Source organism: Burkholderiales bacterium, from assembly GCA_036262035.1.
Taxonomy (GTDB): Bacteria; Pseudomonadota; Gammaproteobacteria; order Burkholderiales; family SG8-41; genus JAQGMV01.
Map to the genome: position 1 here is coordinate 1 of DATAJS010000004.1, position 22633 is coordinate 22633.

The following is a 22633-nucleotide window of genomic DNA, read 5'->3' on the forward strand; positions in this document are numbered from 1 at the left end:
ATCGAGCGCGACCGCGACAACGATTCCAGTTGTTCACGTTCGTCGGCACTCAACATGACCGGGGGCATGCGTTGGGGCATTGCGATCTCTCCAAGATGAGATACCGCAAAGTACCAAAAATTAACGGGGCAGTACACTAGCAGCATGCTTGCCAAGAGAATCATCCCCTGCCTCGACGTCAACGCGGGGCGCGTCGTCAAAGGCGTGAACTTCGTCGGCCTGCGTGACGCGGGCGATCCGGTCGAGGTCGCGAAGCGCTACGACGACCAGGGCGCGGACGAACTCACCTTTCTCGACATCACCGCCAGCAGCGACGAGCGCGGGCTCATCCTCGACATCATCGAACGCGTCGCGGCGCAGGTCTTCATACCGCTCACCGTCGGCGGCGGCGTGCGCAGCGTCGAGGACGTGAGGCGGCTCCTCAACGCCGGCGCGGACAAGGTCAGCATCAACACCGCGGCGGTGCAGAACCCTCGGCTCGTCGCCGATGCGGCGGACCGCTACGGCTCGCAGTGCATCGTGGTGGCGGTCGACGCGAAGCGCGTCCCCGACGCATCGCGGAAGTGGGAAGTGTTCACCCACGGCGGCCGACGCGCGACCGGGCTCGACGCGGTGGAGTGGGGCGTGAAGATGCAGAAGCTCGGCGCCGGCGAGATCCTGCTGACCAGCATGGACCGCGACGGCACGCGCTCGGGCTTCGACCTCGAGCTCACGCGCGCGTTCTCGGATGCGCTCGACGTGCCGGTCATCGCGAGCGGCGGCGTCGGCGGTCTCGAAGACCTCTCCGACGGCGTGATCGAGGGCCACGCCGACGCGGTGCTCGCCGCGAGCATCTTCCATTACGGCGAGTTCACGGTGCGCCAGGCGAAGGAGCACATGCGCGGCCGCGGCATCGAGGTGAGGCTCTAGTCCTGTATCCTGCCGCCATGAACTGGCTCGACGAAGTCAAATGGACCAGCGACGGCCTGGTGCCGGCGGTCACCCAGGAATTCGCCACCGGCCGCGTGCTCACGCTCGCATGGATGAATCGCGAGGCGCTGGCGAAGACGGTCGAGACCGGCGAGGCGCACTACTGGTCGCGCTCGCGCAACAAGCTCTGGCACAAGGGCGAGGAATCCGGCCACGTGCAGAAGATCAAGTCGGTCCGGCTGGACTGCGACGCGGACGTGGTGCTGCTCGTCGTCGAGCAGCACGGCGGCATCGCCTGCCACACCGGACGCGAGAGCTGCTTCTATCGCAGGCTGGAAGACGGCGTGTGGGTCGAGACCGATCCGGTGCTCAAGGACCCGCGCGAGATCTACGGGAAATGACATGAGCGACATCCTCGACCGTCTGTCACAAACCATACAGTCGCGGCTCACCGCCGATACCGGCACGTCGTACGTGGCGAGCCTCGCGGCCAAAGGGCACGATGCGATCCTGAAGAAGGTCGCGGAGGAGGCCGCCGAGACGCTACTCGCCTCCAAGGACGGTGATAAACTGCATCTCATACGCGAGGTCGCGGACCTCTGGTTCCACTGCATGGTGCTGCTCGCGTGGCACGGCGCCGGCCCTGCAGACGTTCTCGGCGAGCTCGAGCGACGCGAAGGCACTTCGGGCATCGCGGAGAAGAACGCACGCCGCCCGGGTTAGCCGCACGTCTCGCGCGCGGCCGCAAGCTCTCTCTTCCCCGCGGCTTCAGACAATACAGGAGTAGCGATATGGGTTCGTTCAGCATCTGGCACTGGCTGATCGTCTTGCTCGTCGTGGTCCTCATCTTCGGCACCAAGAAGCTGCGCAACATCGGCGCCGACCTCGGCGGCGCGGTGAAAGGCTTCAAGGAAGGCATGAAGAGCGGCGAGGACGACAAGACGCCGAAGACCGAAATCCCGCCGACCGCCGGTCAGACGATCGAGGGCGAGGCGAGGAAAGAGACCACCAAAACGTGAAAAGTGAAATGTGAAACGTGAAACGCCGAGCTCCGATCATGTGCGGCTTACACGTTTCACCCTTCACGTTTCACGTTTCACCGCAAAATGTTTGACATCGGCTTCTCCGAGCTCATGGTGATCGGCGTGGTGGCGCTGATCGTCATCGGCCCGGAACGCCTGCCGAAGGTGGCGCGCACGGTGGGGCATCTGTTCGGCCGCATGCAGCGCTACGTCAACGACGTGAAGGCCGATATCAACCGCGAGATGCAGCTCGAGGAGCTGCGCAAGCTCCAGGCGGACATGCAGGAAGCGGCGCGCAGCTTCGAGACCAGCGTCAACAAGGAGATCGGCGCGGCCGAATCGGAGATCCAGAAGATCGCTCAGGAGGCGAATCCCACCCCGCTGCCCGCGCCGGCCGAAGCCGCGACGATCGAGCAGGCGCCTGCCAGACCCGAGCCTGCCGTAGTTTCCGACCCTCTCACCCCCGCCGAGCGAAGCGCGCAGCTCGAGCTGGACATCGCGTCACCTGCGGACGCCGCCAGACGTGCGTGACGCCGCGAACCGCGGCGGCAGAAAGCGATGAGCGAAGACACTTTCATCTCGCACCTGATGGAGCTGCGCGACCGGCTCCTGCGCTCGCTCATCGCGATCGGCGTGGTCTTCCTGTGCCTCTTCCCGTTCGCGTCGGATCTCTACGACGTGCTCGCCTATCCGATGATGCACACGCTGCCGGAAGGCTCGAAGATGATCGCCACCGGCGTCATCACGCCGTTCCTCATTCCGGTGAAGATCGCGATGATGGTCGCATTCCTCATCGTGCTGCCGTACGTGCTGTACCAGGCGTGGGCGTTCGTCGCACCGGGGCTGTATTCGCACGAGAAGAAGCTCGTGCTGCCGCTGGTGATCGCGAGCACCGTGCTCTTCGTGATGGGCATCGCGTTCTGCTATTTCTTCGTCTTCGGCGTGGTGTTCAACTTCGTCAACAAGATCGCGCCCAAGAGCATCTCGGTCGCTCCGGACATCGAGCAGTACCTGAACTTCGTGCTGACGATGTTCCTCGCGTTCGGCGTGACGTTCGAGGTGCCGATCGTCGTGGTCATCCTCGCGCGCATGGGGATCGTCACCCTCGACCAGCTCAAGGGCGCGCGGCCGTACTTCATCGTCGGCGCGTTCGTCATCGCCGCGGTGGTGACGCCGCCGGACGTCGTCTCGCAGCTCCTCCTCGCAGTCCCGATGTGCGTCCTCTACGAGCTCGGGCTCTTCTTCGCGAAGTTCGTGATCAGGAAGAAAGAGGAAGCGGACACCGACTACCTGCCGCCGAGCGACGCGCAGATGGATGCGGAATTGGACCGCATCGAAGGCAAGAAGTAGAGCTCGTCATTCCCGAACCGCGATAGCGGGAGCTATCGGGAATCCATTTTCAACACCGATTCAAAATGAAAATGGATTCCCGCCTTCGCGGGAATGACGACTAGCGCTGTGCTTCGCGCGTCGGCTGGGGCGGCCGCCGCCCGACGGTGACCTTGATCTCGGTCTCCTGCTGCGCGCGCACCAGCCTGAACGTCGCCTGCTTGCCCGGATTCAACGCGGCGACGAGGTTGAGCATCGTCGACGAATCGGTGACGGGCTTGCCTTCGACGGCGACGAGGATGTCCCCGAGCCTGATACCCGCCTTGTCGGCCGGCGTTCCGCGGAAGACCTCGGTGATCAGCGCGCCGCGGATCTCCGGCAGCTTGAACGATTCCGACAGCTCCTTGGTCATGTCCTGCACGCCGACGCCGATCCAGCCGCGCGTCACGTGGCCGCTCTCCATGATCTGCTCGAGCACCTGTTTCGCGGTGCTCGCCGGGATCGCGAAGCCGATGCCGAGCGAAGCGCCGCCGGGCGCGCGCGAGTAGATCGCGGTGTTGATGCCGATGAGCTGGCCGCCGGTGTCGACCAGCGCGCCGCCCGAGTTGCCGGGATTGATCGCAGCGTCGGTCTGGATGAAGTTCTCGAAGGTGTTGATGCCGAGATGGCTGCGGCCGGTCGCGCTGATGATGCCGAGCGTCACCGTCTGCCCGACGCCGAACGGGTTGCCGATCGCGAGCACGACGTCGCCGACCCGCGCCTGGTCCGACTGGCCGAAGGCGATCGACGGCAGCGTCGGCAGGTCGATCTTGATCACCGCGAGGTCGGTCTCGGGATCGGTGCCGACCACCTTGGCCTTGGCGCGGCGCGTGTCGGCGAGCGCGACTTCGATCTCGTCGGCCGCTTCGACGACGTGGCTGTTGGTGAGGATGTAGCCCTGGTCGCTCACGATGACGCCGGAGCCCAGGTTGGTGCTCTTGCGGGTCTGCGCGTCGAAGCCTTCGCCGAAGAAGTGCCTGAAGACCGGGTCGTCCATGAACGGCTGGCGCTGGATCTTCGTTTCCTTCGCGGTGTAGATGTTCACCACCGCCGGCATCGCGCGCTTGGCGGCGTCGCTGAAGGAAGAGATCTTGCGCGCCTCGGCGTCGGGCGGCGCCTCGCGGATCGTCACCACGCTGCCCCCGCGCGAGCTCAGGGAGAGCAGGTCGGGCCGCAGGCTCGTCACGACGAACAGCGCCGCCACGCACACGGTCGCGGTCTGGCAGAAGACGAGCCAAAGCTTGCGGATCATGGGGAAGGAGGGCCTTCGGCGGACCTTGGTCGGCTAGAATGGATTATTTTGGCAGCATCGCTCTTGTCATGCAGCGCGCAGAGCTGAACGCCTACCTCGACCAGTACCTGGACGTCGCCAGGTTCCGCGATTATTGCCCAAACGGGCTGCAGGTGGAAGGGAAGGCGGACGTCGCACGCATCGTCACCGGCGTGACGGCGTCATTGGAATTGATCGAGCGCGCGATCGAAGCGCGCGCCGACGCCATCCTCGTGCACCATGGCTACTTCTGGCGCAACGAAGACCCTCGCGTCGTCGGGATCAAGCGGCGCCGCCTGGCCACGCTCCTCGAGCACGATCTCAACCTGTACGCGTTTCACCTGCCGCTGGACGCGCATCGGGAAGTCGGCAACAACGTGACGCTCGGCGTCAGGCTCGGCCTGACGGTCGAAGGCCGCACCGGCGAGCAGGACCTCGTGTTCTTCGGGCGGGCGGACGGCGATCTCACGCTGTCCGCGCTGGCTCGGCGTGTCGAAGCGAGCCTCGCCCGCCCGCCGCTGGTGGTGGGTGATCCCGATCGACGCGTGCGGCGCATCGCATGGTGCACCGGCGCGGCGCAGGGCTATCTCGAGGATGCGGTGCGCATCGGCGCCGACGCCTACATCACCGGCGAAGCGTCGGAGCAGACCGTCCACCTCGCGCGCGAGAGCGGCGTGGGGTTCATCGGCGCCGGTCATCACGCGACCGAGCGCTACGGCATCGAGGCGCTGGGAAGGCACCTTGCGCACCATTTTGGGCTGGCACATGTCCACGTCGACGTGCCGAACCCGGTGTAAGTAGCTGACGCAGCGCGGAAAAAGCCCGAATGGCTTAACTTTCCCCCGTCCGATTGATAGAATCGTCGTTTTTTTCTCGCTTCACAGGAAAAAACGATGGCCGATAACGAGTTGGACGACGGGAAACGGCGCTTTCTGATCACGGCGGGAACGGTCGCCGCGACCGGTGCCGGAGCGGTGGCGGCAGCGGTGCCGTTCGTCGCGAGCATGATGCCTTCCGAGCGCGCCAAGGCCGCCGGGGCGCCCGTCGAAGTCGACGTGAGCAATCTCGAGCCCGGCCAGCGCATGATCGTCGAGTGGCGCGGCAAGCCGGTGTGGATCGTCCGGCGCACCGAGGAGATGCTGAAGATGGTCAAGTCGGACGACGACCGCGTCGCCGACCCCGCAAGCACGCGCAGCACGCAGCCCTCGTACGCCAAGAACGAGTTCCGCTCGCTCAAGCCCGAATACCTCGTCCTCGTCGGCATCTGCACCCATCTGGGCTGCTCGCCGGTCGATCGCCTGCACGCCCAGCCCGAGCCTTTCGCGGCCGACTGGCACGGCGGCTTCTACTGCCCGTGCCACGGCTCGCTGTTCGACCTCGCCGGCCGTGTCTACAAGAACAAGCCCGCGCCCGACAACCTCACCGTGCCGCCCTACAAGTTCGTCAGCGACACGACGCTGTTGATCGGCGAAGACACGAAGGGAGCGTAAGAGGAAATGGCTGCAACACACAACAAACAGCCGGTGACAGGGGCAGGACCGTTCAATGGCGTCCTCACGTGGGTCGATCAGCGCTTTCCGCTGATCTCGCTGTGGAAAGAGCACGCGGCGGAGTACTACGCGCCGAAGAACTTCAACTTCTGGTACTACTTCGGCTCGCTCGCCATGCTGGTGCTGGTGATCCAGATCGTCACCGGCATCTTCCTCGTGATGCACTACAAGCCCGACGCGGCGCAGGCCTTCGCGTCGGTCGAGTACATCATGCGCGACGTGCCGTTCGGCTGGCTCATCCGTTACATGCACTCGACGGGGGCGTCGGCATTCTTCATCGTCATCTACCTGCACATGTTCCGCGGGCTGATGTACGGGTCGTATCGCGGACCGCGCGAGCTCATCTGGATCTTCGGCATGATCATCTACCTCATGCTGATGGCCGAGGCGTTCTTCGGCTACCTCCTCCCGTGGGGCCAGATGTCGTACTGGGGCGCGCAGGTAATCGTGAACCTGTTCGACGCGCTGCCGCTCATCGGGCCCGATCTCGCGCTGTGGATCCGCGGCGACTTCGTGGTGTCCGACGCGACGCTCAACCGCTTCTTCGCCTTCCACGTGATCGCGATCCCGCTGGTGCTCGTCGGTCTCGTCGCGGCGCACCTCATGGCGCTGCACGAAGTCGGCTCGAACAACCCCGACGGCGTGGAGATCAAGAAGACGCTCGGTCCCGACGGCCACCCGGTCGACGGCATCCCCTTCCACCCGTACTACACGGTGAAGGACACGCTGGGCGTGATGGTCTTCCTCGCGCTCTTCGCGATCGTGCTGTTCTTCATGCCGGAGATGGGCGGGTACTTCCTCGAGTACAACAACTTCATTCCGGCGGACCCGCTGAAGACGCCGTCGCACATCGCGCCGGTGTGGTACTTCACGCCGTATTACTCGATCCTGCGCGCCACCACCGCGGACTTCATGCTGGTGCTCGCCGCCGGCGTGCTGGCGATGCTGTTCCTCATCATGCGGACCGACTGGATCCGCGCAGGCGCCAAGTCGATCGCGCTGCTCGTCAGCGCGATCCTGCTCGTGGGCTTCTATTTCATCGACGCGAAGGTGTGGGGCGTCGTGCTGATGGGCCTGGCGGTGATGATCTTCTTCCTGCTGCCGTGGCTCGACGCGAGCCCGGTGAAGTCGGTGCGCTACAAAGGCGGTCTCTACAAGACCACGCTCACGATCTTCGTCATCACCTTCCTCGTGCTCGGCTTCTTCGGCACGCAGCCGGTGACGAAGGGCGGCACCTACGCGGCGCAGCTCGGCACGGTGTTGTATTTCGCATTCTTCCTGCTGATGCCGTGGTATTCGCGGATGGACAAGACCAAGCCGGTTCCCGAGCGGGTGACGGCGTGAGAACGACGATGATGAAAACGATAAGAATCCTCGCGGCTTTCCTGCTCGTGCCCGTGCTCGGCTTCGCCAGCGAAGGCGAGATCCATCTCGACAAGGCGCCGATCAACCTGCATGACAGGGAATCGCTGCAGCGCGGCGCCCGCACCTTCGTCAACTACTGCCTGAACTGCCACAGCGCGAACTACATGCGCTACAACCGGCTGCGGGACATCGGTCTCACCGAGCAGCAGATCCGCGACAACCTGGTGTTCCCGGAGGTCAAGGTCGGCGAGCTGATGAAGATCGCCATGGACCCGAAGGAGTCGAAGGAGTGGTTCGGCGCCACGCCGCCGGATCTCACGGTGATCGCACGCTCGCGCGCGTCGCACGCGGGCACCGGCAGCGACTGGCTCTACACCTACCTGCGCAGCTTCTACAAGGACCCGTCGCGGCCGACCGGCTGGAACAACGTGGTCTATCCGAACGTCGGCATGCCGCACGTGCTGTGGCAGCTCCAGGGCGAGCAGGTGCTCAAGGAAGCGAAGGTCCCGGCCGAAGGCTACATGCGCACGGTCCACAAGCTCGAGCTCGAGCGCAAAGGCGCGCTCGATCCGCTCGCCTACGACGAGGTGGTCGCCGACCTCGTGAACTACATGACGTACATGAGCGAGCCCGCCCAGAACGATCGGGTCACGATCGGGCTTTACGCGATCATCGTGCTGTCGGTGCTGATCGGGCTCGCGTACGCGATGAAGAAGTCGTATTGGAAAGACGTACATTGAGGTTGATCCCATCATGATGACGCTTTACTCCGGCACCACCTGTCCGTTCAGCCAGCGCTGCCGGATCGTGCTGTACGAAAAAGGCATGGACTTCCAGATCGTCGACGTCGATCTGTTCAACAAGCCCGAGGACCTGGCGGTGATGAACCCGTACAACCAGGTGCCGGTGCTGGTCGAGCGCGATCTCATCCTGTACGAGTCGAACATCATCAACGAGTACATCGACGACCGCTTCCCGCACCCGCAGCTCATGCCGGCGGACCCGGTGATGCGCGCGCGGGCGCGGCTGTTCCTATTCCGCTTCGAGCAGGAGATGTTCAGCCACATCGACGCGATCGAGAAAGGCACGCAGAAGCAGGCGGACAAGGGGCGCACGATCATCCGCGACAACCTCACGCAGATCGCGCCGGTGTTCACCAAACAGAAGCACATGCTCGGCGACGAGTTCTCGATGCTCGACGTCGCGATCGCGCCGCTGCTGTGGCGCCTCGACTACTACGGAATCCAGTTGCCCAAGCAGGCGGCGCCGCTCGCGAAATACGCCGAGCGCCTGTTCAGCCGGCCCGCTTTCATAGACGCGCTCACCGCGTCGGAAAAAGTGATGCGCAAATAGGTCCCGCCATGGCCGAAAAATCGAGCAAGCCGTACCTGATCCGCGCGATCCACGAGTGGTGCTCGGACAGCAACTACACGCCTTACCTGTCGGTGCGCGTCGACGCGAACACGCGCGTGCCGATGGAGTACGTGAAGAACGGCGAGATCGTGCTCAACGTGAGCTACGACGCGACGCACCGGCTGACGATCGGCAACGACCTCATCCAGTTCACCGCGCGCTTCAACGGCGTATCGCGCGAGTGCTCGATTCCCGTCGACGCGGTGCTCGGCATCTTCGCTCGCGAGAACGGCCAGGGCATGTTCTTCCAGCCGGACGAGACGCCCGCCGCGGCGCCGGCCGAGCAGCCCGCGGAAAGCCCCACCGATACGCCCAACGGGCCGCCGTCAGGCGGCCGTCCCCGCCTCCAAGTCGTCAAGTAGCGCCGTAGCGCAGGCGCCCCGCCTGCAGCAGGGCCTCCATATCGGCAGGCGAGGGCGCCTGCGCTACATCCTCCAAATTGACACTCTCCGCGACGCGAGCGGAGAATCGTTCGACCGCCATCAGAACGAACCAAGGAGCGGCATCGAAGCGACCTGTCCACCGGAGGAGTCCATGCTTACGCCCGAAGAGCTGAAGGAAGTCCTGCCCGCCGAAACGTCCGCTTTCCCGTCCCCCATCCCCGCGCAGTGCGTATCGAGCGACGAGTACATGCCCTCGCCGCAGACCGAGAAGCAGCGCGAGTTCGAGTCCCGCATCAAGCGATACGGCACCGAGCTCGCGGCCAAGCACAACATGACCCGCCGCGCGTTCTTCAAGACCGCATCGGGCATGGCCGCGGCGTTCCTCGCGATGAACGACACCTACGGTCCGCTGTTCGCGGTCTCGCGCGCCGAAGCCGCGACGCCCGAGATGGCGGACGAGCGCGCCAAAGCGCTCAAGAACCAGTTCATCATGGACATGCACACGCACTTCCTGCGCGACGACACGCGCATCAAGACGTTCGTGGCGCAGCGCCAGACCGTCGGCCAGCTCGGCTGGAACCCGACGATGAAAGGCAAGGAACAGACGATCGACGACCTGAAGTTCGCGAACTACTTCAAGGAGATCTATCTCGACAGCGACACCAAGGTCGCGATGATCAGCGGCTCGCCGTCGCACGAGCCGCAGGACTGGTTCCTCACCAACGAGATGAAGTTCGACGCGCGCGCCAAGGTGAACAAGGAAGCCGGCACCAAGCGCATGTTCTCCCACGCCATCATGACGCCGGGCTGGCCCGGCTGGATGGACAAGGTGCGCTCGGATTACGAGAAGCTCCGTCCCGATGCCTTCAAGGGCTACACGATCGGCGACAACACCAACAAGCACCTCTCGAAGTACCCGTACCGGCTCGACGACGAGAAGCTCATGTATCCGTTTTACGAGCAGCTCGTGAAGTGGAGCAAGGAGACGCCGAGCATCGTCAACGTCTGCATCCACAAGGGTCTCTTCCCGCCGTCGGTCGAGAAGCAGTTCCCGCATCTGCTCGCGTACTCCGACGTGCGCGACGTCGGGCAGGCCGCCAAGGACTGGCCGCAGCTCAACTTCGTCATCTACCACTCCGGCTGGCGCTGGACCGGTCCCGACGCGCCCAAGCTCGCGTGGGAGCACTTCGAGAAGACCGGCCGCGTCGAATGGGTCACCGACCTCTCGGATATCCCGGCGAAATACGGGGTGAAGAACGTCTACGGCGATCTCGGCCAGCTCTTCGCGTGGTCGACGACCGCCAACCCGCGCCTGGGCGCGGCGATCATGGGCCAGCTCGTGAAAGGGCTGGGCTCGGACCACGTGGTGTGGGGGACCGACGCGGTGTGGACCGGCGCGCCGCAGTGGCAGATCGAGGCGCTGCGCCGTCTCGAGATCCCGGACGACATGCAGAAGAAATACGGGTACGCGGCGCTGGGGCCGGCCGACGGTCCGGTCAAGACCGCCATCTTCGGCGGTAACAACGCGCGCATCTACCGCGTGTCGCCGAAACAGCAGGCCGAGGTCATCGTCGATCGCGTGGCGCAGATCAAGGAGACGTACGAGAAATACGGCGAGGGCCGGTCGAACGTAGCCTACGGCTACGTCGCCCGGCCTCGCGCCTGACGGCGCGCGGGCCCGGTGAACGCCAAGGAAGGAAACCAAGGTTTCCCTCCTTGAACCTCCTTTCCTTTAGCCCGTAGGGGACGCGCAAGCGTACCGAGCCGTACAAACGAACGGGGAGAGCATCGCTCTCCCCGTTTTTCTTGCCAATTTGCAGCTTACATTTTCCGCTGGGTGTCCTTCGCGGTGTCCTGGAGCTTCTCGCCGCCGCGCTCGATGTCCTTGCCGGCGCCGGCCATGGTGTTGCAGCCGCCCAGGAAAGCGGCAAGACAGAGCAGACCAACGATACGCTTCAGCATTTCGATACTCCTTTCGTTTCGACTCAGAATAGTTTCTTCCCGATGACCACGGCGACCGCGACGATGGCCAGCGCGAGCACGAGGAAGGTGAAGAACAGGAACTTCGCGATCCCGGCGGCGCCCGCGGCGACTCCGGTGAAACCGAAGAAGCCTGCGGCGATCGAGATCAGGAAGAAGATGAGCGCCCACTTGAGCATTTCAGGGCCTCCCTATGTCATACCCTGGGTCCGCCCCGGCGCATCAGTCCCGCGATGAGCGAAACGACGAACAGCACGAGGAAGACGAAGAACAGGATTTTCGCGATCTCTACGGCACCGGCTGCGATACCACCAAAGCCGAACAGCGCCGCGACCAGAGCGATCACAAAGAACAGCGCAGCGTAGTACAACATGATGATCTCCTTTACCTTTTGGCCCTGACGCGCCGGCTGGCGGCCATTGCGGGCTACGGTAAGCACCTCACTGCAACGGGTATGCCCGGCTATGCCGGGGGCATGGCGACGGACGAGCGCGGGCGGCGCGCGGCGAACGCACGCGCGAACGGGGGAGCGGGGAAAGACGGAAGCGAAACGCGGGAAAACCGGCGCGGCGCCGGCCTCCCCGGAATTGATCAGGCGCCGGCGAGGACGACTCTATGCCGGGCTTTGCGGCGGATCTCGGTATGGCACGAAACCGAGGGCGCGTCGCCGTAGACGTAGCGGCCCCCGGCAAAGGCTACGGGCTGGCTCGGTTCCTCGTCGCGGTACGACCGGCGCTCGGGCTCCACGCGGGCGCACTGCTCGGCGCCGGTGTAGGCGGAGGCCGAGCTCGCCGGCTGTTTGTCGTGGGATTTCGGGATGCGCCAGGGGAGGCGGCGAAGTTTACGCATGGGGTGCTTTCTTGAGGTGAGTAGCGGATACCTTCCCGTAGTCCGCCGGTGTTCACGGACTGCCGGATTACGATGCAACGGCCATTCCCGGCCGGCGACTTTTTCGCGTCTGCACCGCTCCAAAAAAAAGAGCCCGAAACCGAGCTCAAAAGGGGGATCGGGTGCCGGACGCGGGGGCAAATCAGGGCCGCACACACGCGTTCCGCACGTATTCGGCGCCGTTCGGCGGGAGTTGACCGGGGTGCTTCGCTAATCAGGGTCCATGATCTCGAGCTGACGGCTTCAATAAGCAGCTTTGATGCCAACGTTGCGGTGCAATGAAATCAATGGCTTGCAATTTCACGCCGTGAACAATTCGCCGCGGCGATGACTTCGCGCTGTAAGAGTTACCCCACAGGGCCGGTCTCACAGGCAGCGGGGAGGTCGCGTTTACGGCGCCTCTAGGGGCGCTCTATAATTCACCGCCTCGCCGGCATAGCTCAGTTGGTAGAGCAACCGCCTTGTAAGCGGTAGGTCGTCTGTTCGAGTCAGACTGTCGGCACCAGCTTCGCTGGCCTCGCGCTTTACCGTTCGAGAGCCGCGCTTGGTGCCGTCCCCGCCGCCCTATCCCTATCGATGCGTCGCGAGCGCCGCCGGGCGCGAGGCCGCCTGTTGAAATTTCCGGCGTGACACCAATTTTTGGGCGCAAAGAAGCGGGATAGAACCGCAGGAGGACATGCAGTGATCAAGGTAGAAAACCTGACGAAGGCGTTCGGGGCGAAAATCGCCGTGAACGATCTTTCCTTCGCGGTCGAGCGCGGCGAGGTGCTCGGCTTCCTCGGACCCAACGGTGCCGGCAAGTCGACGACGATGCGCATGGTGACGGGGTTCATCCCGCCGACGTCCGGCAACGTCTACGTCGGCGGCCACGACGTGCTCCAGGATCCCATCCGCGCCAAGCGCCTCATCGGCTACCTGCCGGAGAACGCGCCGGGCTACGCCGACATGACGGTCGAAGGCTTTCTCAAGTTCGCTGCCGAGCTGCGCGGGCTCAAGGGCGAGGAGAAGAAGCGCGCGGTGAACCGCGCGGTCGACCTGTGCTTTCTCGAGAACGTGTTGTACCAGACCATCGACACGCTCTCCAAGGGCTACAAGCACCGCACCTGCCTCGCCCAGTCGCTCATCCACGACCCTGACGTGCTCATCCTCGACGAGCCGACCGACGGCCTCGATCCGAACCAGAAGCACGAGGTGCGCAACCTCATCAAGAAGATGGGCGAGAACAAGGCGATCGTGTTCTCCACCCACATCCTGGAAGAGGTCGAGGCGGTGTGCTCGCGCGTGATCATCATCGACCGCGGGGTGATCGTCGCCAACGGCACGCCGGCCGAGCTCAAGGCGCGCTCGGCGACCGCCGGCGCGGTGCTCGTGCGCGCGACCGGCATCACCGCGGCGACGCTGACCGAGCGCCTCTCGATCGTCCCGGGCGCCGCTCGCGTGGAAATCCTCAACGACCGCGCCGGCGTCCTCGAAGCGCGCGTCTATCCCGACAAGGCCGCGGGCCCTGCGGCGACGCTCACCAAGAACGTCGCCGAGGCTGCCGCTCGCGAAGGCTGGCACATCGACGAGATCCACACCGAGGAAGGCCGCCTGGACGAAGTCTTCCGCACGATCACCCTTCCGGACACCGTCAAGGCGGCGGCGTAACACGATGAACTCCTGGGCCAACATCAAAGCGATCATGAAGCGCGAGCTCGGCGGCTATTTCACCTCGCCGATCGCGTACGTCTTCCTCGTCATCTTCCTGCTGCTCACCGGGTTCTTCACCTTCACGGTCGGCAACTTCTTCGAGCGCGGCGAAGCTTCGCTCGTGTCGTTCTTCACCTGGCACCCGTGGCTGTATCTCTTCCTGGTGCCGGCGGTCGGCATGCGGCTGTGGTCGGAAGAGCGGCGCCTCGGCACGCTGGAGCTCCTGCTCACGCTGCCGATCACCGCTTGGCAGGCGATCATCGGCAAGTTCCTCGCGTCGTGGGTGTTCCTCGCCCTGGCGCTGGCGCTCACTTTCCCCGTGATCATCACGGTGAACTGGCTCGGCAGTCCGGACAACGGCGTGATCGTCGCAGGCTACGTCGGCAGCCTCATGCTCGCAGGCTCTTATCTCGCGATCAGCTGCATGACGTCCGCGATGACGCGCAACCAGGTGATCAGCTTCATCCTCTCGGTGATGATCTGTCTCTTCCTGATCCTCGCGGGCTACACGCCCGTCACCGATCTCCTGACGCGCTGGGCGAACCCGGTCGTCGTGCAGGGAATCGCGGCGTTCTCGGTGATGACGCACTTCGAAGGCTTCCAGCGCGGCGTGCTCGACGTGCGCGACGTCCTCTTCTTCGCTTCGGTGATCGGCTTCGCGCTCTTCGCGACCGGAGTGATCATCCGCAACCAGCGCGCGGGTTAACACCATGGCCATGAAACAACGCACCCGGGAAACTCTGCTCTACTCGGCCGGCGGGCTCGTCGCACTGTTCGCGGTGCTCGTCGCATTCAACTTCATCGTGAGCGCATTCAACGCGCGCGTCGACCTCACGCAGGGCAACGTCTACACGCTCTCGCCCGGCACCAAGGCGATCCTGTCCAAGCTCGAAGCGCCGGTGCGCGTGCGCTTCTATTACACGCAGGGATCGAACGCCGTCCCGGTCGGCCTCAAGACCTTCGCGCAGCGGGTCGAAGACCTGCTCGCCGAGTTCAAGGCCGCATCGAACGGCAAGGTCGTCATCGAGCGCTTCAATCCCGAGCCCGATTCGGACGCGGAGGAATCGGCGCAGCTCGACAACGTCGAAGGCCAGCAGACCAACACCGGGGAGAAGTTCTACCTCGGCCTGTCGATCTCCCAGCTCGACCAGAAAGCCGCGATCCCGGTGCTCTCGCCCGACCGCGAGCGCCTGCTCGAGTACGACATCACGCGCGCCATCGCGCAGGTCACCGCGACCAAGAAACCCGTCGTGGGCCTGATGGCGGGGCTGCCGGTGCTCGGCCAGCCGCTCAACCCGATGCTCAAGAAGCAACCGACCGAGCCGTGGGTGCTGGGCTCGGAGCTCAAGCGCAACTTCGACGTGCGCAAGATCGAGCTCGACGTGAAGAAGATCCCCGACGAGATCAACGTGCTGCTCGTCATCCATCCGCGCAACATCACGGAGGAGGCCGAATACGCGATCGACCAGTTCGTGCTGCGCGGCGGGAAGCTCATCGCGTTCGTCGACCCGTACGCGTACTTCGACCAGCAGCCCGACCTCCAGAACCCGTTCGGCGGATCGAATGCGGGCCAGTCGAGCTTCTACACGCTGTTCAAGGCGTGGGGCGTGGAGCCGACGATGAACCAGGTCGTCGCCGATCTCACCTATGGCAGCGGCGCCGGTCCGCGCCTCCTGCCGACGCTGCTCCAGTTGCCGCCGGAAGCGCTCAATCAGGACGACGTCGTGATGAGCCAGGTGAACACGATGCTGGTTCCTTTCAGCGGCGTGTTCAAGGGCAAGCCCGCCGAGGGGCTCAAGGAGACGGTGCTCGCGCACACCTCGAAGAACTCGATGGGCGTGGATCTCATCATCGCGACGCTCTCGGGCGAGCCCGCGACGCGCGGCTTCCAGCCTTCGGGCCAGGAGCAGCCGCTTGCGATCCGCCTGTCGGGCAAGTTCAAGACCGCATTCCCGAACGGACCGCCGGCGCCGATGGTGCGTCCGGGCGAGAAAGCGCCCGAGCCGCCCGCGCCGAACAAGCACCTGCGTGAAGGCGCCGCCGAGAACCAGATCGTGCTCGTCGCCGACGTCGATCTGCTGACCGACGGCGCCGCGGTCGAAGTGCAGGACATCTTCGGCCAGAAGGTGGTCGTGCCGCGCAATGGCAACCTCGCGTTCGCGCAGGGCCTCGTCGAGCAGTTCTCGGGCGACCAGAACCTGATGAGCCTGCGCAGCCGCGCCTCGTTCACGCGGCCCCTCACGGTCATCGCGCGCATGGAAGCCGAAGCGCAGCAGCAGTACCTCGGCAAGATCAAGGCGCTCGAGGACAGCCTGCAGCAGGCGCAGGAGAAGATGCAGGAGCTGCAGAAAGGCAAGCCGGGGGCGCCGAGCGCCGGAGCGCCGACGATCCTCACGCCCGAGCAGCAGGCCGAGATCGACAACTTCCGCAAGAAATCGGCGGAAACCCGCATCGAGCTCAAGGAAGTGCGCAAGAACCTGCGCGTCGAGAGCGAGAAGCTGATGTTCTGGACCAAGGTCGTGAACATCGCGCTCGTGCCGCTGCTCGTCGCGCTGCTCGGCCTCACGCTGGCGGTGGCACGCCGTCGCCGGACCGCGGCGAACGCACGGCGCACGGCGTGACGCGAAACAAGGAGCCGGTGGTATGAACCGCAAGCAGTTCCTCATCCTCGTCGTCGTCTTGCTGGTGCTGGGCGGCGTGGGGCTCGCGATGTTCTGGGAGAACATCTCCGAATATCGCGCCAGCCAGCAAAGGATCGGCGCCAAGCTCCTGTCGGAGCTCAAGGTGGCCGATGTGGCGCAGCTCGAGCTGCAGGATGCCAAGGACAAGGTCACGCTCAAGCGCCAGGACAACGGCTGGATCGTGGTCGAGCGCGGCAACTATCCCGCGGACTTCAAGGCGATCAGCGACCTCATCATCAAGCTGATCGATCTGAAGGTCGTGCAGGCCGATCAGGTCGGAGAATCGCTGCTGCCGCGCGTCGAGCTCGTGGAGCCCGGCAAAGGCGAAGGCGCGGGCACGCTGGTCGAGCTCAAGGACGCCGCGGGCAAGACGCTCTCGAGCGTGATCCTCGGCAAGGTCGTGCTCAAGAAAGATCCCGGCAATCCGCTGCCGAACGCGGTGAACGGCGTGCCGGCGGGACGCTACGTGCGCATCACCGCCAACAACAACGTGGTCGTCGTCGCCGACCCTCTCGATAAGGCGAAGGCTCAGCCGGGCGTCTGGATCGACAAGACCTTCCCGAAAGTCGACCGCATCAAGACCCTCGCCGCATCCGGTCCGAACGCGCAGTGGAAAGTCTCGCGCGAGCAGGAATGGAGCCCGTGGAAGTTCGCCGCGGGCGGAGGCGACCTCGACGCGAGCGCGGCGGTGTCGGCGAGCAATGCCCTCGGCAACCTCACGTTCAGCGACGTGTCGGTGAACGGCAAGCCCGAGGACGAAGGCACGCCGACGGTCTTCACCGCCGAGACCTTCGACAATCTCACGTATACGATCAAGGTCGCGAAGCGCAAGAGCGGCGACGAGTACCTGGTCAACATCGCGGTTGCGGGCGAGCCGCCCGCCGCGAGGACGCCGGAGAAGGACGAGAAGCCCGCGGACAAGGAAAAGCGCGACAAGGACTTCGCCGAGCAGCGGAAGCGCCTCGAGTTCAAGATCGCGCGCGAGAAAGTGCAGTCGCAGTGGAGCTATGTCGCGGACGCGAAGCAGGTCGAGCCGTTGATGAAGTCGCGCGAGGATCTGATCGCGAAGAAGCGCGCGCCGGGCGAAGGTCCTGCCGGACCGCCGGGCGGCATGCCATTCGGCATGCCACCCGGCATGGCGCGGTGAACGCCAAGGAGGGGAACCAAGGTTTCCCTCCTTGAACCTCCTTTCCTTTGACACCATGGCACGTCCATGCACGAGGCAAGATCATGAAATGGAGTCATTTCCCCAAATCGCCGGTGTTCCCCGCCGGCTTCAGGTGGCCTTTCCAGAAGCGCCGGGAAGGCTACGAATCCGACGTGACCGCGATGGTCCGCGCGATGCTCGAGGACGAGAAGATCCGCGAGGACCAGCGCCTGGCGTGGGAGCGCTGGCGCAACGACCCCGTCACCAAGAGCACGTCATGAGAATCCTGGCCGCAGCGTTCGCCGCGATGTGGGTCGCGGGCGGCGCGAGCGCCGCAGAATATCCCACCAAGCCCGTTCGTTTCGTCGTTCCGTTCGCGCCCGGCGGCAGCACCGACACGCTTGCGCGCACGCTCGGCACCAAGCTGTCCGACGGCCTCGGCCACCAGGTCGTCATCGACAATCGCGCCGGCGGCAACGGCAACATCGGCATGGAGATCGTCGCGAACGCGCCGCCCGATGGCCACACCATCGTGCTCGGCTACATCGCTAACGTGGCGATCGGTCCGAGCCTGTATTCCAAGCTGCCTTTCGATCCGGTGAAGGATTACGAAGCGGTCACGCTGCTCGCGACGTCGCCCAACGTGCTCGTCGCGCATCCGTCGGTGCAGGCGAATACGCTGAAGGAGCTGATCGCGCTCGCTAAGCGCGCACCGGGCTCGCTCAACTTCGCATCGGCCAGCGTCGGCAGCGTCGGCCATCTCACGGGCGAGATGATCAACCAGCTCGCGGGCATCAAGATGGTCCACATCGCCTACAAGGGCAGCGGCCAGGCGGTGACCGACCTCGTCGGCGGCCACATCCAGCTCATGTTCAGCGGCTTCTCCTCGGTGATGCCGCACATCAAGTCGGGCAAGCTCAAGACCATCGCGCAGACCGGCGAGAAGCGCTCGCCCGCGCTGCCCGAGGTGCCGACGATCGCCGAATCGGGCTTCCCGAAGTTCGAAGCGACCGCGTGGTACGGCGTGCACGCGCCCGCGAAGACGCCCAGGCCCATCGTGAACCGGCTGAACAGCGAGTTCGTGAAAGCGCTCAAGGCCCAGGATGTGCGCGACCGCCTCGGCGGCCTGGGTTTCGAGATCGTCGGCTCGACGCCCGAGTACTACGCGAGCTACATCAAGTCCGAGATCAAGAAGTGGGCGAAGGTGGTCAAGGCGTCGGGCGCGAAGCCTGACTAGTCTTAAGGGCGATTTTTAACGCAGAGGCGCACAGAGGCGCGCAGAGGACGAACAAACGACGTCATTCCCGCGCAGGCGGGAATCCATTTTCAACCCGTCAAAGTCAAAATGGATTCCCGATCACTTCCGCTACCGCGGGTCGGGAATGACGATTTTTACGCCGTTCCTCTGCGCGCCTCCGTGCGCCTCTGCGCCTAACTACGCCTTTTTAGACGCGTGATTGCTCACCGCCTCGAGCACGAGCGACCCGTCGGCGTTCCGGATCTCGGTCCTCACCACCGCCAGGCTGCGGCCGGCGTGGATCACTTTCGAAGTCGCGGTCAGTGATTCGCCCCGGCCGGGGCTGATGTACCACGCCGAGATGTTCGATATCGCCGGATGGCGCGGCACCGCCGCCGCGGCGGTCGCCTGCGCGAGGCCCAGCAGTATCCCGCCCTGCACGTGTCCCACGCGGTTGCCGATCTGGTAGCCGATCGCGACCCGGCACGTCGCGCCCGTCGCGGTGTGCCTGGGCTCGATGCCCACGAAGCGCTCGAAGAAGGTGTGCACGCCGTCGTGCGACGACAGCGCCGCCTGCGCCGCGCGCACCACCGCGCGCTCCTTCTCTTCGAGCTCGGACATCTCCAGCGGCTGCGGGCGCACGTCACCCTGCTGCCACGGCAACGGCGCGAGCTTCACCCCTTCGGGCGGCGGCAGCACCATGAAAGTCCCCGTCGCGTGCGCGATCGTCTCGCCACCGCTTTTCAATGCGCCACGCGTGATCGCCTGCCGCGCGCTGTCGGCGGCGAAGAAGCCTTCGAGCGTGGCTTCCATGTACAGGTCTTTTCGCGGTTCGAGCCCGGTGTACTGGATGTCGAGGTGCACCGTCGCCTGCCGCCCGCCGGGCTCGATGACGAGACGAGGCGCGGTGGCGAGCGCGCCGTCGATCACCACACCCAGCGCAGGGGGCGCGATGACGCCTTTCGCGTCGAGGCAATGCGGTCCGACCGTCATCGCGTGCGAGATCGAGTCGGGGCCGACGTGAGGCCACGTCAGCTCGAGGAAATAGCCGGGAAAGTGGAATCCCGGCGCGCGGTTGGCGGCCAGCGCGCGCAGCACGCGGTCCTGGATAATTCGTGGGTTCAGAGTCATGTGGTCCTGTAGCGCAGGCGCCTCGCCTGCCTTTGTGCGGCCTTGTTTCTGCTGGCGCGGGCGCCTGCGCTACTTTAACGGGCGCTCAGGCCCAGTCGATCGTAAATCGGTCTCACGTGCGTCGCGATGTGGGCGCGCCGGGACGCGAGATAGACGCCGGCGAGGGCGCAGCAGACGCCCTCGATCGTCAGCGTCGCCGCGACGCCGATGCGGTCGGCGAGCGCGCCCGCCGCGATCGCCCCGAAAGGCGACATGCCGAGAAACGCCGCGGTGTAGAGGCTCATCACGCGCCCGCGCTTGTCGTCGTCGACGATGGTCTGCAGGATCATGTTGGTCGATACCGACGTGACGAGGATGCCGAAGCCGACGACGGCGAGCAGCGGCACCGCGATCGCCATGCCGCCCGACCACGAAACCAGCGCGATCGCGGTCCCGGCCGCGCAGCTCGCCACCGCGATCACGCGCACCAGCCCGCGCACGTTCGGCCGTGAAGCGAGATACAGCGTGCCGCTCACCGCGCCGAAACCCGCTGCGCCGACCAGAAAGCCCATCACGTTCGCGCCGCCGGCGTAGACCTCCCTCACCAGCACCGGCATCAGCGTCATGTACGGCGTCGCGAGCAGGCTCACCACCGCGAGCACGCAGAGCAGGGTGCGGATCGGCAGCGACCTCCAGGCATAACCGAAGCCTTCCGACAGACCCTGCAGCACCGGCGCATGCGCAGCTACTCTCGGGCTCGGTGTCACGCGGATCATCATGAAGCTCACCAGCACCGCGACGTAGGTCAGCGCGTTGATGGCGAAGCACGCCGATTCGCCGTAGGCCGCGATGACGATGCCTGCGACCGCCGGACCGATGAGCCGTCCCGCGTTCCCGATGAGCGAGGTCACCGCGACCGCGTTGGGCAGGTCCTCCTTGCCGTCGACGAGCTCCAGCAGGTAAGCGTGGCGCATCGGCAGCTCGATCGCGACCATCACGCCCATGAACATCGCGAGCGCCACGATGTGCCACGGCTGGATCACGCCGGTGATCGCCAGCGCCGCGAGCGTGATCGCCTGCACCATCTCGAGCACCTGGGTCGCGAACATCGCGCGATGCAGGTTGACGCGGTCCGACCACAGCCCCGCGAGCGGCGCGAGCAACAGGATCGGCAGGCTGCTCGCGAACCCGAGCACGCCGAGCAGCGTCGCCGAGCCGGTCAGGCGGTAGAGGAGCCAGCTCTGCGCGATCGACTGCATCCAGTAGCCGACCAGTGCGACCGACTGCCCCGCGGCGAACAGCGCGAAGTTGCGGTGCGCGAGCGCGCGCAACAGGGTGAGACGCATCGGGAAGCCGAGTCCGGATTGCGAGAAAAGGGGCAATTCTAATGCCGCGGTAGAATTGGGGTCAGGTCCGAATTAACGACCCGTTAATTCGGACCTGACCCCAATAATGAATAACGAATCCCCGCCGTTCACCGCTCGCGTCAGCCTGCCGCAGCTCTTCTCTCTCGTCCTGCTCTGGAATGCGGGCTACAAGGGCACTCGCGTCCTCAACACGCTCTATGCGCTCGAGCTGGGCGCGAAGCCGTTCGAGATCGGGCTGCTGCTTGCAACATATGGACTTTTCGCGCTGATCCTCGCGGTGTACGCGGGCCGCTTCACCGATCGTTACGGCCTGCGCATCCCGGTGATCGGCGGCGTCGTCGCCTGCTCCGCGGGCATCGTGCTACCGTGGCTCGTGCCGACGCTGCCCGCGATCTTCGCGTCGGCCGCGATCACGGGCACCGGCTTCATCTTCGTGCAGGTGGGGCTGCAGACCCTCACCGGCTCGCTCGCCGAAGGCGCGGCGCGCACGCGCAACATCAACACTTACGCGCTGGTCGTGTCGGTCGCCGATTTCATCGGCCCGGTGGTCGCGGGCTTCGCGATCGATCACGTAGGGCACGTCGCTTCGTACCTGTATCTCGCGCTGCTTTCCGCGAGCTCGCTCATCGGGCTCGTGCTGATCGCGAAGCATTTCCCGCGCAGCTTCTCGCACGGCTCGTCCCATTCCGACCGGCGCATGATCGACCTGGTGCGCGTGCCCGATCTCAAGCGCGTGCTCATCGCGAGCGCGGTCGTGATGACCGGTCTGGACCTGTTCCAGCTCTACATGCCGCTCTACGGCCACAACATCGGGCTCTCGGCCTCGGCGATCGGGCTGGTGCTCGGCGCCTTCGCGGTGGCGGGCTTCGTCACGCGCGCCGTACTGCCGCTCATCGTCGCGCGACTGGGCGAGGAGAAGACGCTGACGTGGTCGATCGCGTGCTCGGCCGCGACGTTCATGCTGATCCCTCTCGTGCAGAACGGTTACGGGCTGGGCGCGATCAGCTTCGCGCTGGGCCTCGGCATGGCGCTGGGACAGCCGCTTTCGGTGATACTGGCGTACAACTACTCGCCGCAGGGCCGCGCGGGGGAGACCATCGGCTTGAGGATCGCGATCAACAACTCGATGCACGTCGTGGTGCCGACCGCTTTCGGCGGCCTCGGCTCGCTGGTCGGTGTCGCGCCGATCTTCGTGCTCTCGTCGGCGCTGCTCGGCGTCGGCGCTTACGTCGCGCGCAGGCGCAAGGACTGACC

At 65.1% G+C, this 22633-nt stretch carries 27 protein-coding genes and 1 tRNA gene; 21 read left to right on the forward strand and 7 right to left on the reverse strand.

What is annotated here, in order from left to right; all coding sequences use genetic code 11:
• The first annotated feature begins 144 nt into the window (after positions 1-144).
• The 6 genes from hisF (at position 145) to tatC (ending at position 3281) form a co-directional block, all read left to right on the forward strand.
• On the forward strand, positions 145-909 hold the full coding sequence (gene hisF / locus VHP37_02625; GenBank protein HEX2825218.1) for an imidazole glycerol phosphate synthase subunit HisF: 765 nt from the start codon (positions 145-147) through the stop codon (positions 907-909).
• 17 nt (positions 910-926) lie between these two features.
• Positions 927-1310, forward strand: a complete 384-nt coding sequence (gene hisI / locus VHP37_02630; GenBank protein HEX2825219.1) for a phosphoribosyl-AMP cyclohydrolase — start codon at positions 927-929, stop codon at positions 1308-1310.
• A gap of 1 nt (position 1311) precedes the next feature.
• Entirely contained in the window at positions 1312-1632 is a 321-nt protein-coding gene (locus tag VHP37_02635) for a phosphoribosyl-ATP diphosphatase (protein ID HEX2825220.1), read from the forward strand.
• Between the two features lie 68 nt (positions 1633-1700).
• Positions 1701-1928 (forward strand): Sec-independent protein translocase subunit TatA, encoded by a 228-nt coding sequence (tatA, locus tag VHP37_02640; protein HEX2825221.1) that lies wholly within the window; start codon positions 1701-1703, stop codon positions 1926-1928.
• Between the two features lie 87 nt (positions 1929-2015).
• Complete coding sequence (gene tatB, locus VHP37_02645) at positions 2016-2462, forward strand: Sec-independent protein translocase protein TatB (protein ID HEX2825222.1); 447 nt, start codon at positions 2016-2018, stop codon at positions 2460-2462.
• Positions 2463-2489: 27 nt separating this feature from the next.
• Positions 2490-3281 (forward strand): twin-arginine translocase subunit TatC, encoded by a 792-nt coding sequence (tatC, locus tag VHP37_02650; GenBank protein HEX2825223.1) that lies wholly within the window; start codon positions 2490-2492, stop codon positions 3279-3281.
• A gap of 100 nt (positions 3282-3381) precedes the next feature.
• Here tatC and VHP37_02655 read toward each other — a convergent pair whose 3' ends face one another.
• The gene (locus tag VHP37_02655; GenBank protein HEX2825224.1) at positions 3382-4551 is read right to left on the reverse strand and encodes a Do family serine endopeptidase; all 1170 of its coding nucleotides are present in this window, start codon (positions 4549-4551) and stop codon (positions 3382-3384) included.
• Positions 4552-4619: 68 nt separating this feature from the next.
• Here VHP37_02655 and VHP37_02660 point away from each other — a divergent pair, with 68 nt between their 5' ends.
• The 7 genes from VHP37_02660 (at position 4620) to VHP37_02690 (ending at position 10946) form a co-directional block, all read left to right on the forward strand.
• Complete coding sequence (locus tag VHP37_02660; protein HEX2825225.1) at positions 4620-5366, forward strand: Nif3-like dinuclear metal center hexameric protein; 747 nt, start codon at positions 4620-4622, stop codon at positions 5364-5366.
• A gap of 96 nt (positions 5367-5462) precedes the next feature.
• Positions 5463-6059: a ubiquinol-cytochrome c reductase iron-sulfur subunit gene (gene petA / locus VHP37_02665; protein HEX2825226.1), complete on the forward strand. Its 597-nt coding sequence runs from the start codon at positions 5463-5465 to the stop codon at positions 6057-6059.
• A gap of 6 nt (positions 6060-6065) precedes the next feature.
• On the forward strand, positions 6066-7463 hold the full coding sequence (locus VHP37_02670) for a cytochrome b N-terminal domain-containing protein (protein HEX2825227.1): 1398 nt from the start codon (positions 6066-6068) through the stop codon (positions 7461-7463).
• An 11-nt stretch (positions 7464-7474) separates the two neighbouring features.
• Positions 7475-8224, forward strand: a complete 750-nt coding sequence (locus VHP37_02675) for a cytochrome c1 (GenBank protein ID HEX2825228.1) — start codon at positions 7475-7477, stop codon at positions 8222-8224.
• A gap of 13 nt (positions 8225-8237) precedes the next feature.
• Entirely contained in the window at positions 8238-8837 is a 600-nt protein-coding gene (locus VHP37_02680) for a glutathione S-transferase N-terminal domain-containing protein (GenBank protein HEX2825229.1), read from the forward strand.
• Positions 8838-8845: 8 nt separating this feature from the next.
• Positions 8846-9259 carry a ClpXP protease specificity-enhancing factor gene (locus VHP37_02685; GenBank protein ID HEX2825230.1) on the forward strand — a complete coding sequence of 138 codons (414 nt, stop codon included), beginning with the start codon at positions 8846-8848 and terminating at the stop codon, positions 9257-9259.
• A 172-nt stretch (positions 9260-9431) separates the two neighbouring features.
• On the forward strand, positions 9432-10946 hold the full coding sequence (locus VHP37_02690) for an amidohydrolase family protein (GenBank protein HEX2825231.1): 1515 nt from the start codon (positions 9432-9434) through the stop codon (positions 10944-10946).
• A 155-nt stretch (positions 10947-11101) separates the two neighbouring features.
• Here VHP37_02690 and VHP37_02695 read toward each other — a convergent pair whose 3' ends face one another.
• The 4 genes from VHP37_02695 to VHP37_02710 all read right to left on the reverse strand — a co-directional run bounded on the left by VHP37_02695 (position 11102) and on the right by VHP37_02710 (position 12109).
• Positions 11102-11239 (reverse strand): entericidin A/B family lipoprotein, encoded by a 138-nt coding sequence (locus tag VHP37_02695; protein ID HEX2825232.1) that lies wholly within the window; start codon positions 11237-11239, stop codon positions 11102-11104.
• 26 nt (positions 11240-11265) lie between these two features.
• Positions 11266-11439: a DUF1328 family protein gene (locus VHP37_02700; protein ID HEX2825233.1), complete on the reverse strand. Its 174-nt coding sequence runs from the start codon at positions 11437-11439 to the stop codon at positions 11266-11268.
• Positions 11440-11456: 17 nt separating this feature from the next.
• Positions 11457-11633, reverse strand: a complete 177-nt coding sequence (locus VHP37_02705; GenBank protein HEX2825234.1) for a DUF1328 domain-containing protein — start codon at positions 11631-11633, stop codon at positions 11457-11459.
• Positions 11634-11851: 218 nt separating this feature from the next.
• Positions 11852-12109 carry a hypothetical protein gene (locus VHP37_02710; GenBank protein HEX2825235.1) on the reverse strand — a complete coding sequence of 86 codons (258 nt, stop codon included), beginning with the start codon at positions 12107-12109 and terminating at the stop codon, positions 11852-11854.
• A 468-nt stretch (positions 12110-12577) separates the two neighbouring features.
• Between VHP37_02710 and VHP37_02715 the strand changes: the two genes are divergently transcribed.
• The 7 genes from VHP37_02715 to VHP37_02745 all read left to right on the forward strand — a co-directional run bounded on the left by VHP37_02715 (position 12578) and on the right by VHP37_02745 (position 18902).
• Positions 12578-12653: transfer RNA gene (locus tag VHP37_02715), tRNA-Thr, on the forward strand.
• 176 nt (positions 12654-12829) lie between these two features.
• Positions 12830-13795, forward strand: coding sequence for an ATP-binding cassette domain-containing protein (locus VHP37_02720; protein HEX2825236.1), 966 nt, complete (start codon positions 12830-12832; stop codon positions 13793-13795).
• 4 nt (positions 13796-13799) lie between these two features.
• Entirely contained in the window at positions 13800-14543 is a 744-nt protein-coding gene (locus VHP37_02725) for an ABC transporter permease (GenBank protein ID HEX2825237.1), read from the forward strand.
• Between the two features lie 4 nt (positions 14544-14547).
• Positions 14548-16458: a GldG family protein gene (locus VHP37_02730; protein HEX2825238.1), complete on the forward strand. Its 1911-nt coding sequence runs from the start codon at positions 14548-14550 to the stop codon at positions 16456-16458.
• Between the two features lie 22 nt (positions 16459-16480).
• Positions 16481-17665, forward strand: coding sequence for a DUF4340 domain-containing protein (locus tag VHP37_02735; protein ID HEX2825239.1), 1185 nt, complete (start codon positions 16481-16483; stop codon positions 17663-17665).
• A gap of 83 nt (positions 17666-17748) precedes the next feature.
• Positions 17749-17946 (forward strand): hypothetical protein, encoded by a 198-nt coding sequence (locus VHP37_02740; protein HEX2825240.1) that lies wholly within the window; start codon positions 17749-17751, stop codon positions 17944-17946.
• Positions 17943-18902, forward strand: a complete 960-nt coding sequence (locus VHP37_02745) for a tripartite tricarboxylate transporter substrate binding protein (protein HEX2825241.1) — start codon at positions 17943-17945, stop codon at positions 18900-18902. Before VHP37_02740 ends, VHP37_02745 begins: the two co-directional genes overlap by 4 nt.
• 198 nt (positions 18903-19100) lie before the next feature.
• Here the strand turns inward: VHP37_02745 and VHP37_02750 are convergent, their stop codons facing one another.
• Positions 19101-20033, reverse strand: a complete 933-nt coding sequence (locus VHP37_02750) for an acyl-CoA thioesterase domain-containing protein (GenBank protein ID HEX2825242.1) — start codon at positions 20031-20033, stop codon at positions 19101-19103.
• 74 nt (positions 20034-20107) lie between these two features.
• Positions 20108-21358 carry an MFS transporter gene (locus tag VHP37_02755; GenBank protein HEX2825243.1) on the reverse strand — a complete coding sequence of 417 codons (1251 nt, stop codon included), beginning with the start codon at positions 21356-21358 and terminating at the stop codon, positions 20108-20110.
• 106 nt (positions 21359-21464) lie between these two features.
• Between VHP37_02755 and VHP37_02760 the strand changes: the two genes are divergently transcribed.
• Positions 21465-22631, forward strand: a complete 1167-nt coding sequence (locus tag VHP37_02760) for an MFS transporter (protein ID HEX2825244.1) — start codon at positions 21465-21467, stop codon at positions 22629-22631.
• Positions 22632-22633 lie beyond the last annotated feature (2 nt).

What these genes read in the sequence shown, in the direction of transcription:
- hisF (HEX2825218.1), top strand. Translation starts at nt 145, where the DNA reads ATGCTTGCCAAGAGAATCATCCCCTGCCTCGACGTCAACGCGGGGCGC.
- hisI (HEX2825219.1), top strand. Translation starts at nt 927, where the DNA reads ATGAACTGGCTCGACGAAGTCAAATGGACCAGCGACGGCCTGGTGCCG.
- VHP37_02635 (HEX2825220.1), top strand. Translation starts at nt 1,312, where the DNA reads ATGAGCGACATCCTCGACCGTCTGTCACAAACCATACAGTCGCGGCTC.
- tatA (HEX2825221.1), top strand. Translation starts at nt 1,701, where the DNA reads ATGGGTTCGTTCAGCATCTGGCACTGGCTGATCGTCTTGCTCGTCGTG.
- tatB (HEX2825222.1), top strand. Translation starts at nt 2,016, where the DNA reads ATGTTTGACATCGGCTTCTCCGAGCTCATGGTGATCGGCGTGGTGGCG.
- tatC (HEX2825223.1), top strand. Translation starts at nt 2,490, where the DNA reads ATGAGCGAAGACACTTTCATCTCGCACCTGATGGAGCTGCGCGACCGG.
- VHP37_02655 (HEX2825224.1), bottom strand. Translation starts at nt 4,551, where the DNA reads ATGATCCGCAAGCTTTGGCTCGTCTTCTGCCAGACCGCGACCGTGTGC.
- VHP37_02660 (HEX2825225.1), top strand. Translation starts at nt 4,620, where the DNA reads ATGCAGCGCGCAGAGCTGAACGCCTACCTCGACCAGTACCTGGACGTC.
- petA (HEX2825226.1), top strand. Translation starts at nt 5,463, where the DNA reads ATGGCCGATAACGAGTTGGACGACGGGAAACGGCGCTTTCTGATCACG.
- VHP37_02670 (HEX2825227.1), top strand. Translation starts at nt 6,066, where the DNA reads ATGGCTGCAACACACAACAAACAGCCGGTGACAGGGGCAGGACCGTTC.
- VHP37_02675 (HEX2825228.1), top strand. Translation starts at nt 7,475, where the DNA reads ATGAAAACGATAAGAATCCTCGCGGCTTTCCTGCTCGTGCCCGTGCTC.
- VHP37_02680 (HEX2825229.1), top strand. Translation starts at nt 8,238, where the DNA reads ATGATGACGCTTTACTCCGGCACCACCTGTCCGTTCAGCCAGCGCTGC.
- VHP37_02685 (HEX2825230.1), top strand. Translation starts at nt 8,846, where the DNA reads ATGGCCGAAAAATCGAGCAAGCCGTACCTGATCCGCGCGATCCACGAG.
- VHP37_02690 (HEX2825231.1), top strand. Translation starts at nt 9,432, where the DNA reads ATGCTTACGCCCGAAGAGCTGAAGGAAGTCCTGCCCGCCGAAACGTCC.
- VHP37_02700 (HEX2825233.1), bottom strand. Translation starts at nt 11,439, where the DNA reads ATGCTCAAGTGGGCGCTCATCTTCTTCCTGATCTCGATCGCCGCAGGC.
- VHP37_02705 (HEX2825234.1), bottom strand. Translation starts at nt 11,633, where the DNA reads ATGTTGTACTACGCTGCGCTGTTCTTTGTGATCGCTCTGGTCGCGGCG.
- VHP37_02710 (HEX2825235.1), bottom strand. Translation starts at nt 12,109, where the DNA reads ATGCGTAAACTTCGCCGCCTCCCCTGGCGCATCCCGAAATCCCACGAC.
- VHP37_02725 (HEX2825237.1), top strand. Translation starts at nt 13,800, where the DNA reads ATGAACTCCTGGGCCAACATCAAAGCGATCATGAAGCGCGAGCTCGGC.
- VHP37_02730 (HEX2825238.1), top strand. Translation starts at nt 14,548, where the DNA reads ATGGCCATGAAACAACGCACCCGGGAAACTCTGCTCTACTCGGCCGGC.
- VHP37_02735 (HEX2825239.1), top strand. Translation starts at nt 16,481, where the DNA reads ATGAACCGCAAGCAGTTCCTCATCCTCGTCGTCGTCTTGCTGGTGCTG.
- VHP37_02740 (HEX2825240.1), top strand. Translation starts at nt 17,749, where the DNA reads ATGAAATGGAGTCATTTCCCCAAATCGCCGGTGTTCCCCGCCGGCTTC.
- VHP37_02745 (HEX2825241.1), top strand. Translation starts at nt 17,943, where the DNA reads ATGAGAATCCTGGCCGCAGCGTTCGCCGCGATGTGGGTCGCGGGCGGC.
- VHP37_02750 (HEX2825242.1), bottom strand. Translation starts at nt 20,033, where the DNA reads ATGACTCTGAACCCACGAATTATCCAGGACCGCGTGCTGCGCGCGCTG.
- VHP37_02755 (HEX2825243.1), bottom strand. Translation starts at nt 21,358, where the DNA reads ATGCGTCTCACCCTGTTGCGCGCGCTCGCGCACCGCAACTTCGCGCTG.
- VHP37_02760 (HEX2825244.1), top strand. Translation starts at nt 21,465, where the DNA reads ATGAATAACGAATCCCCGCCGTTCACCGCTCGCGTCAGCCTGCCGCAG.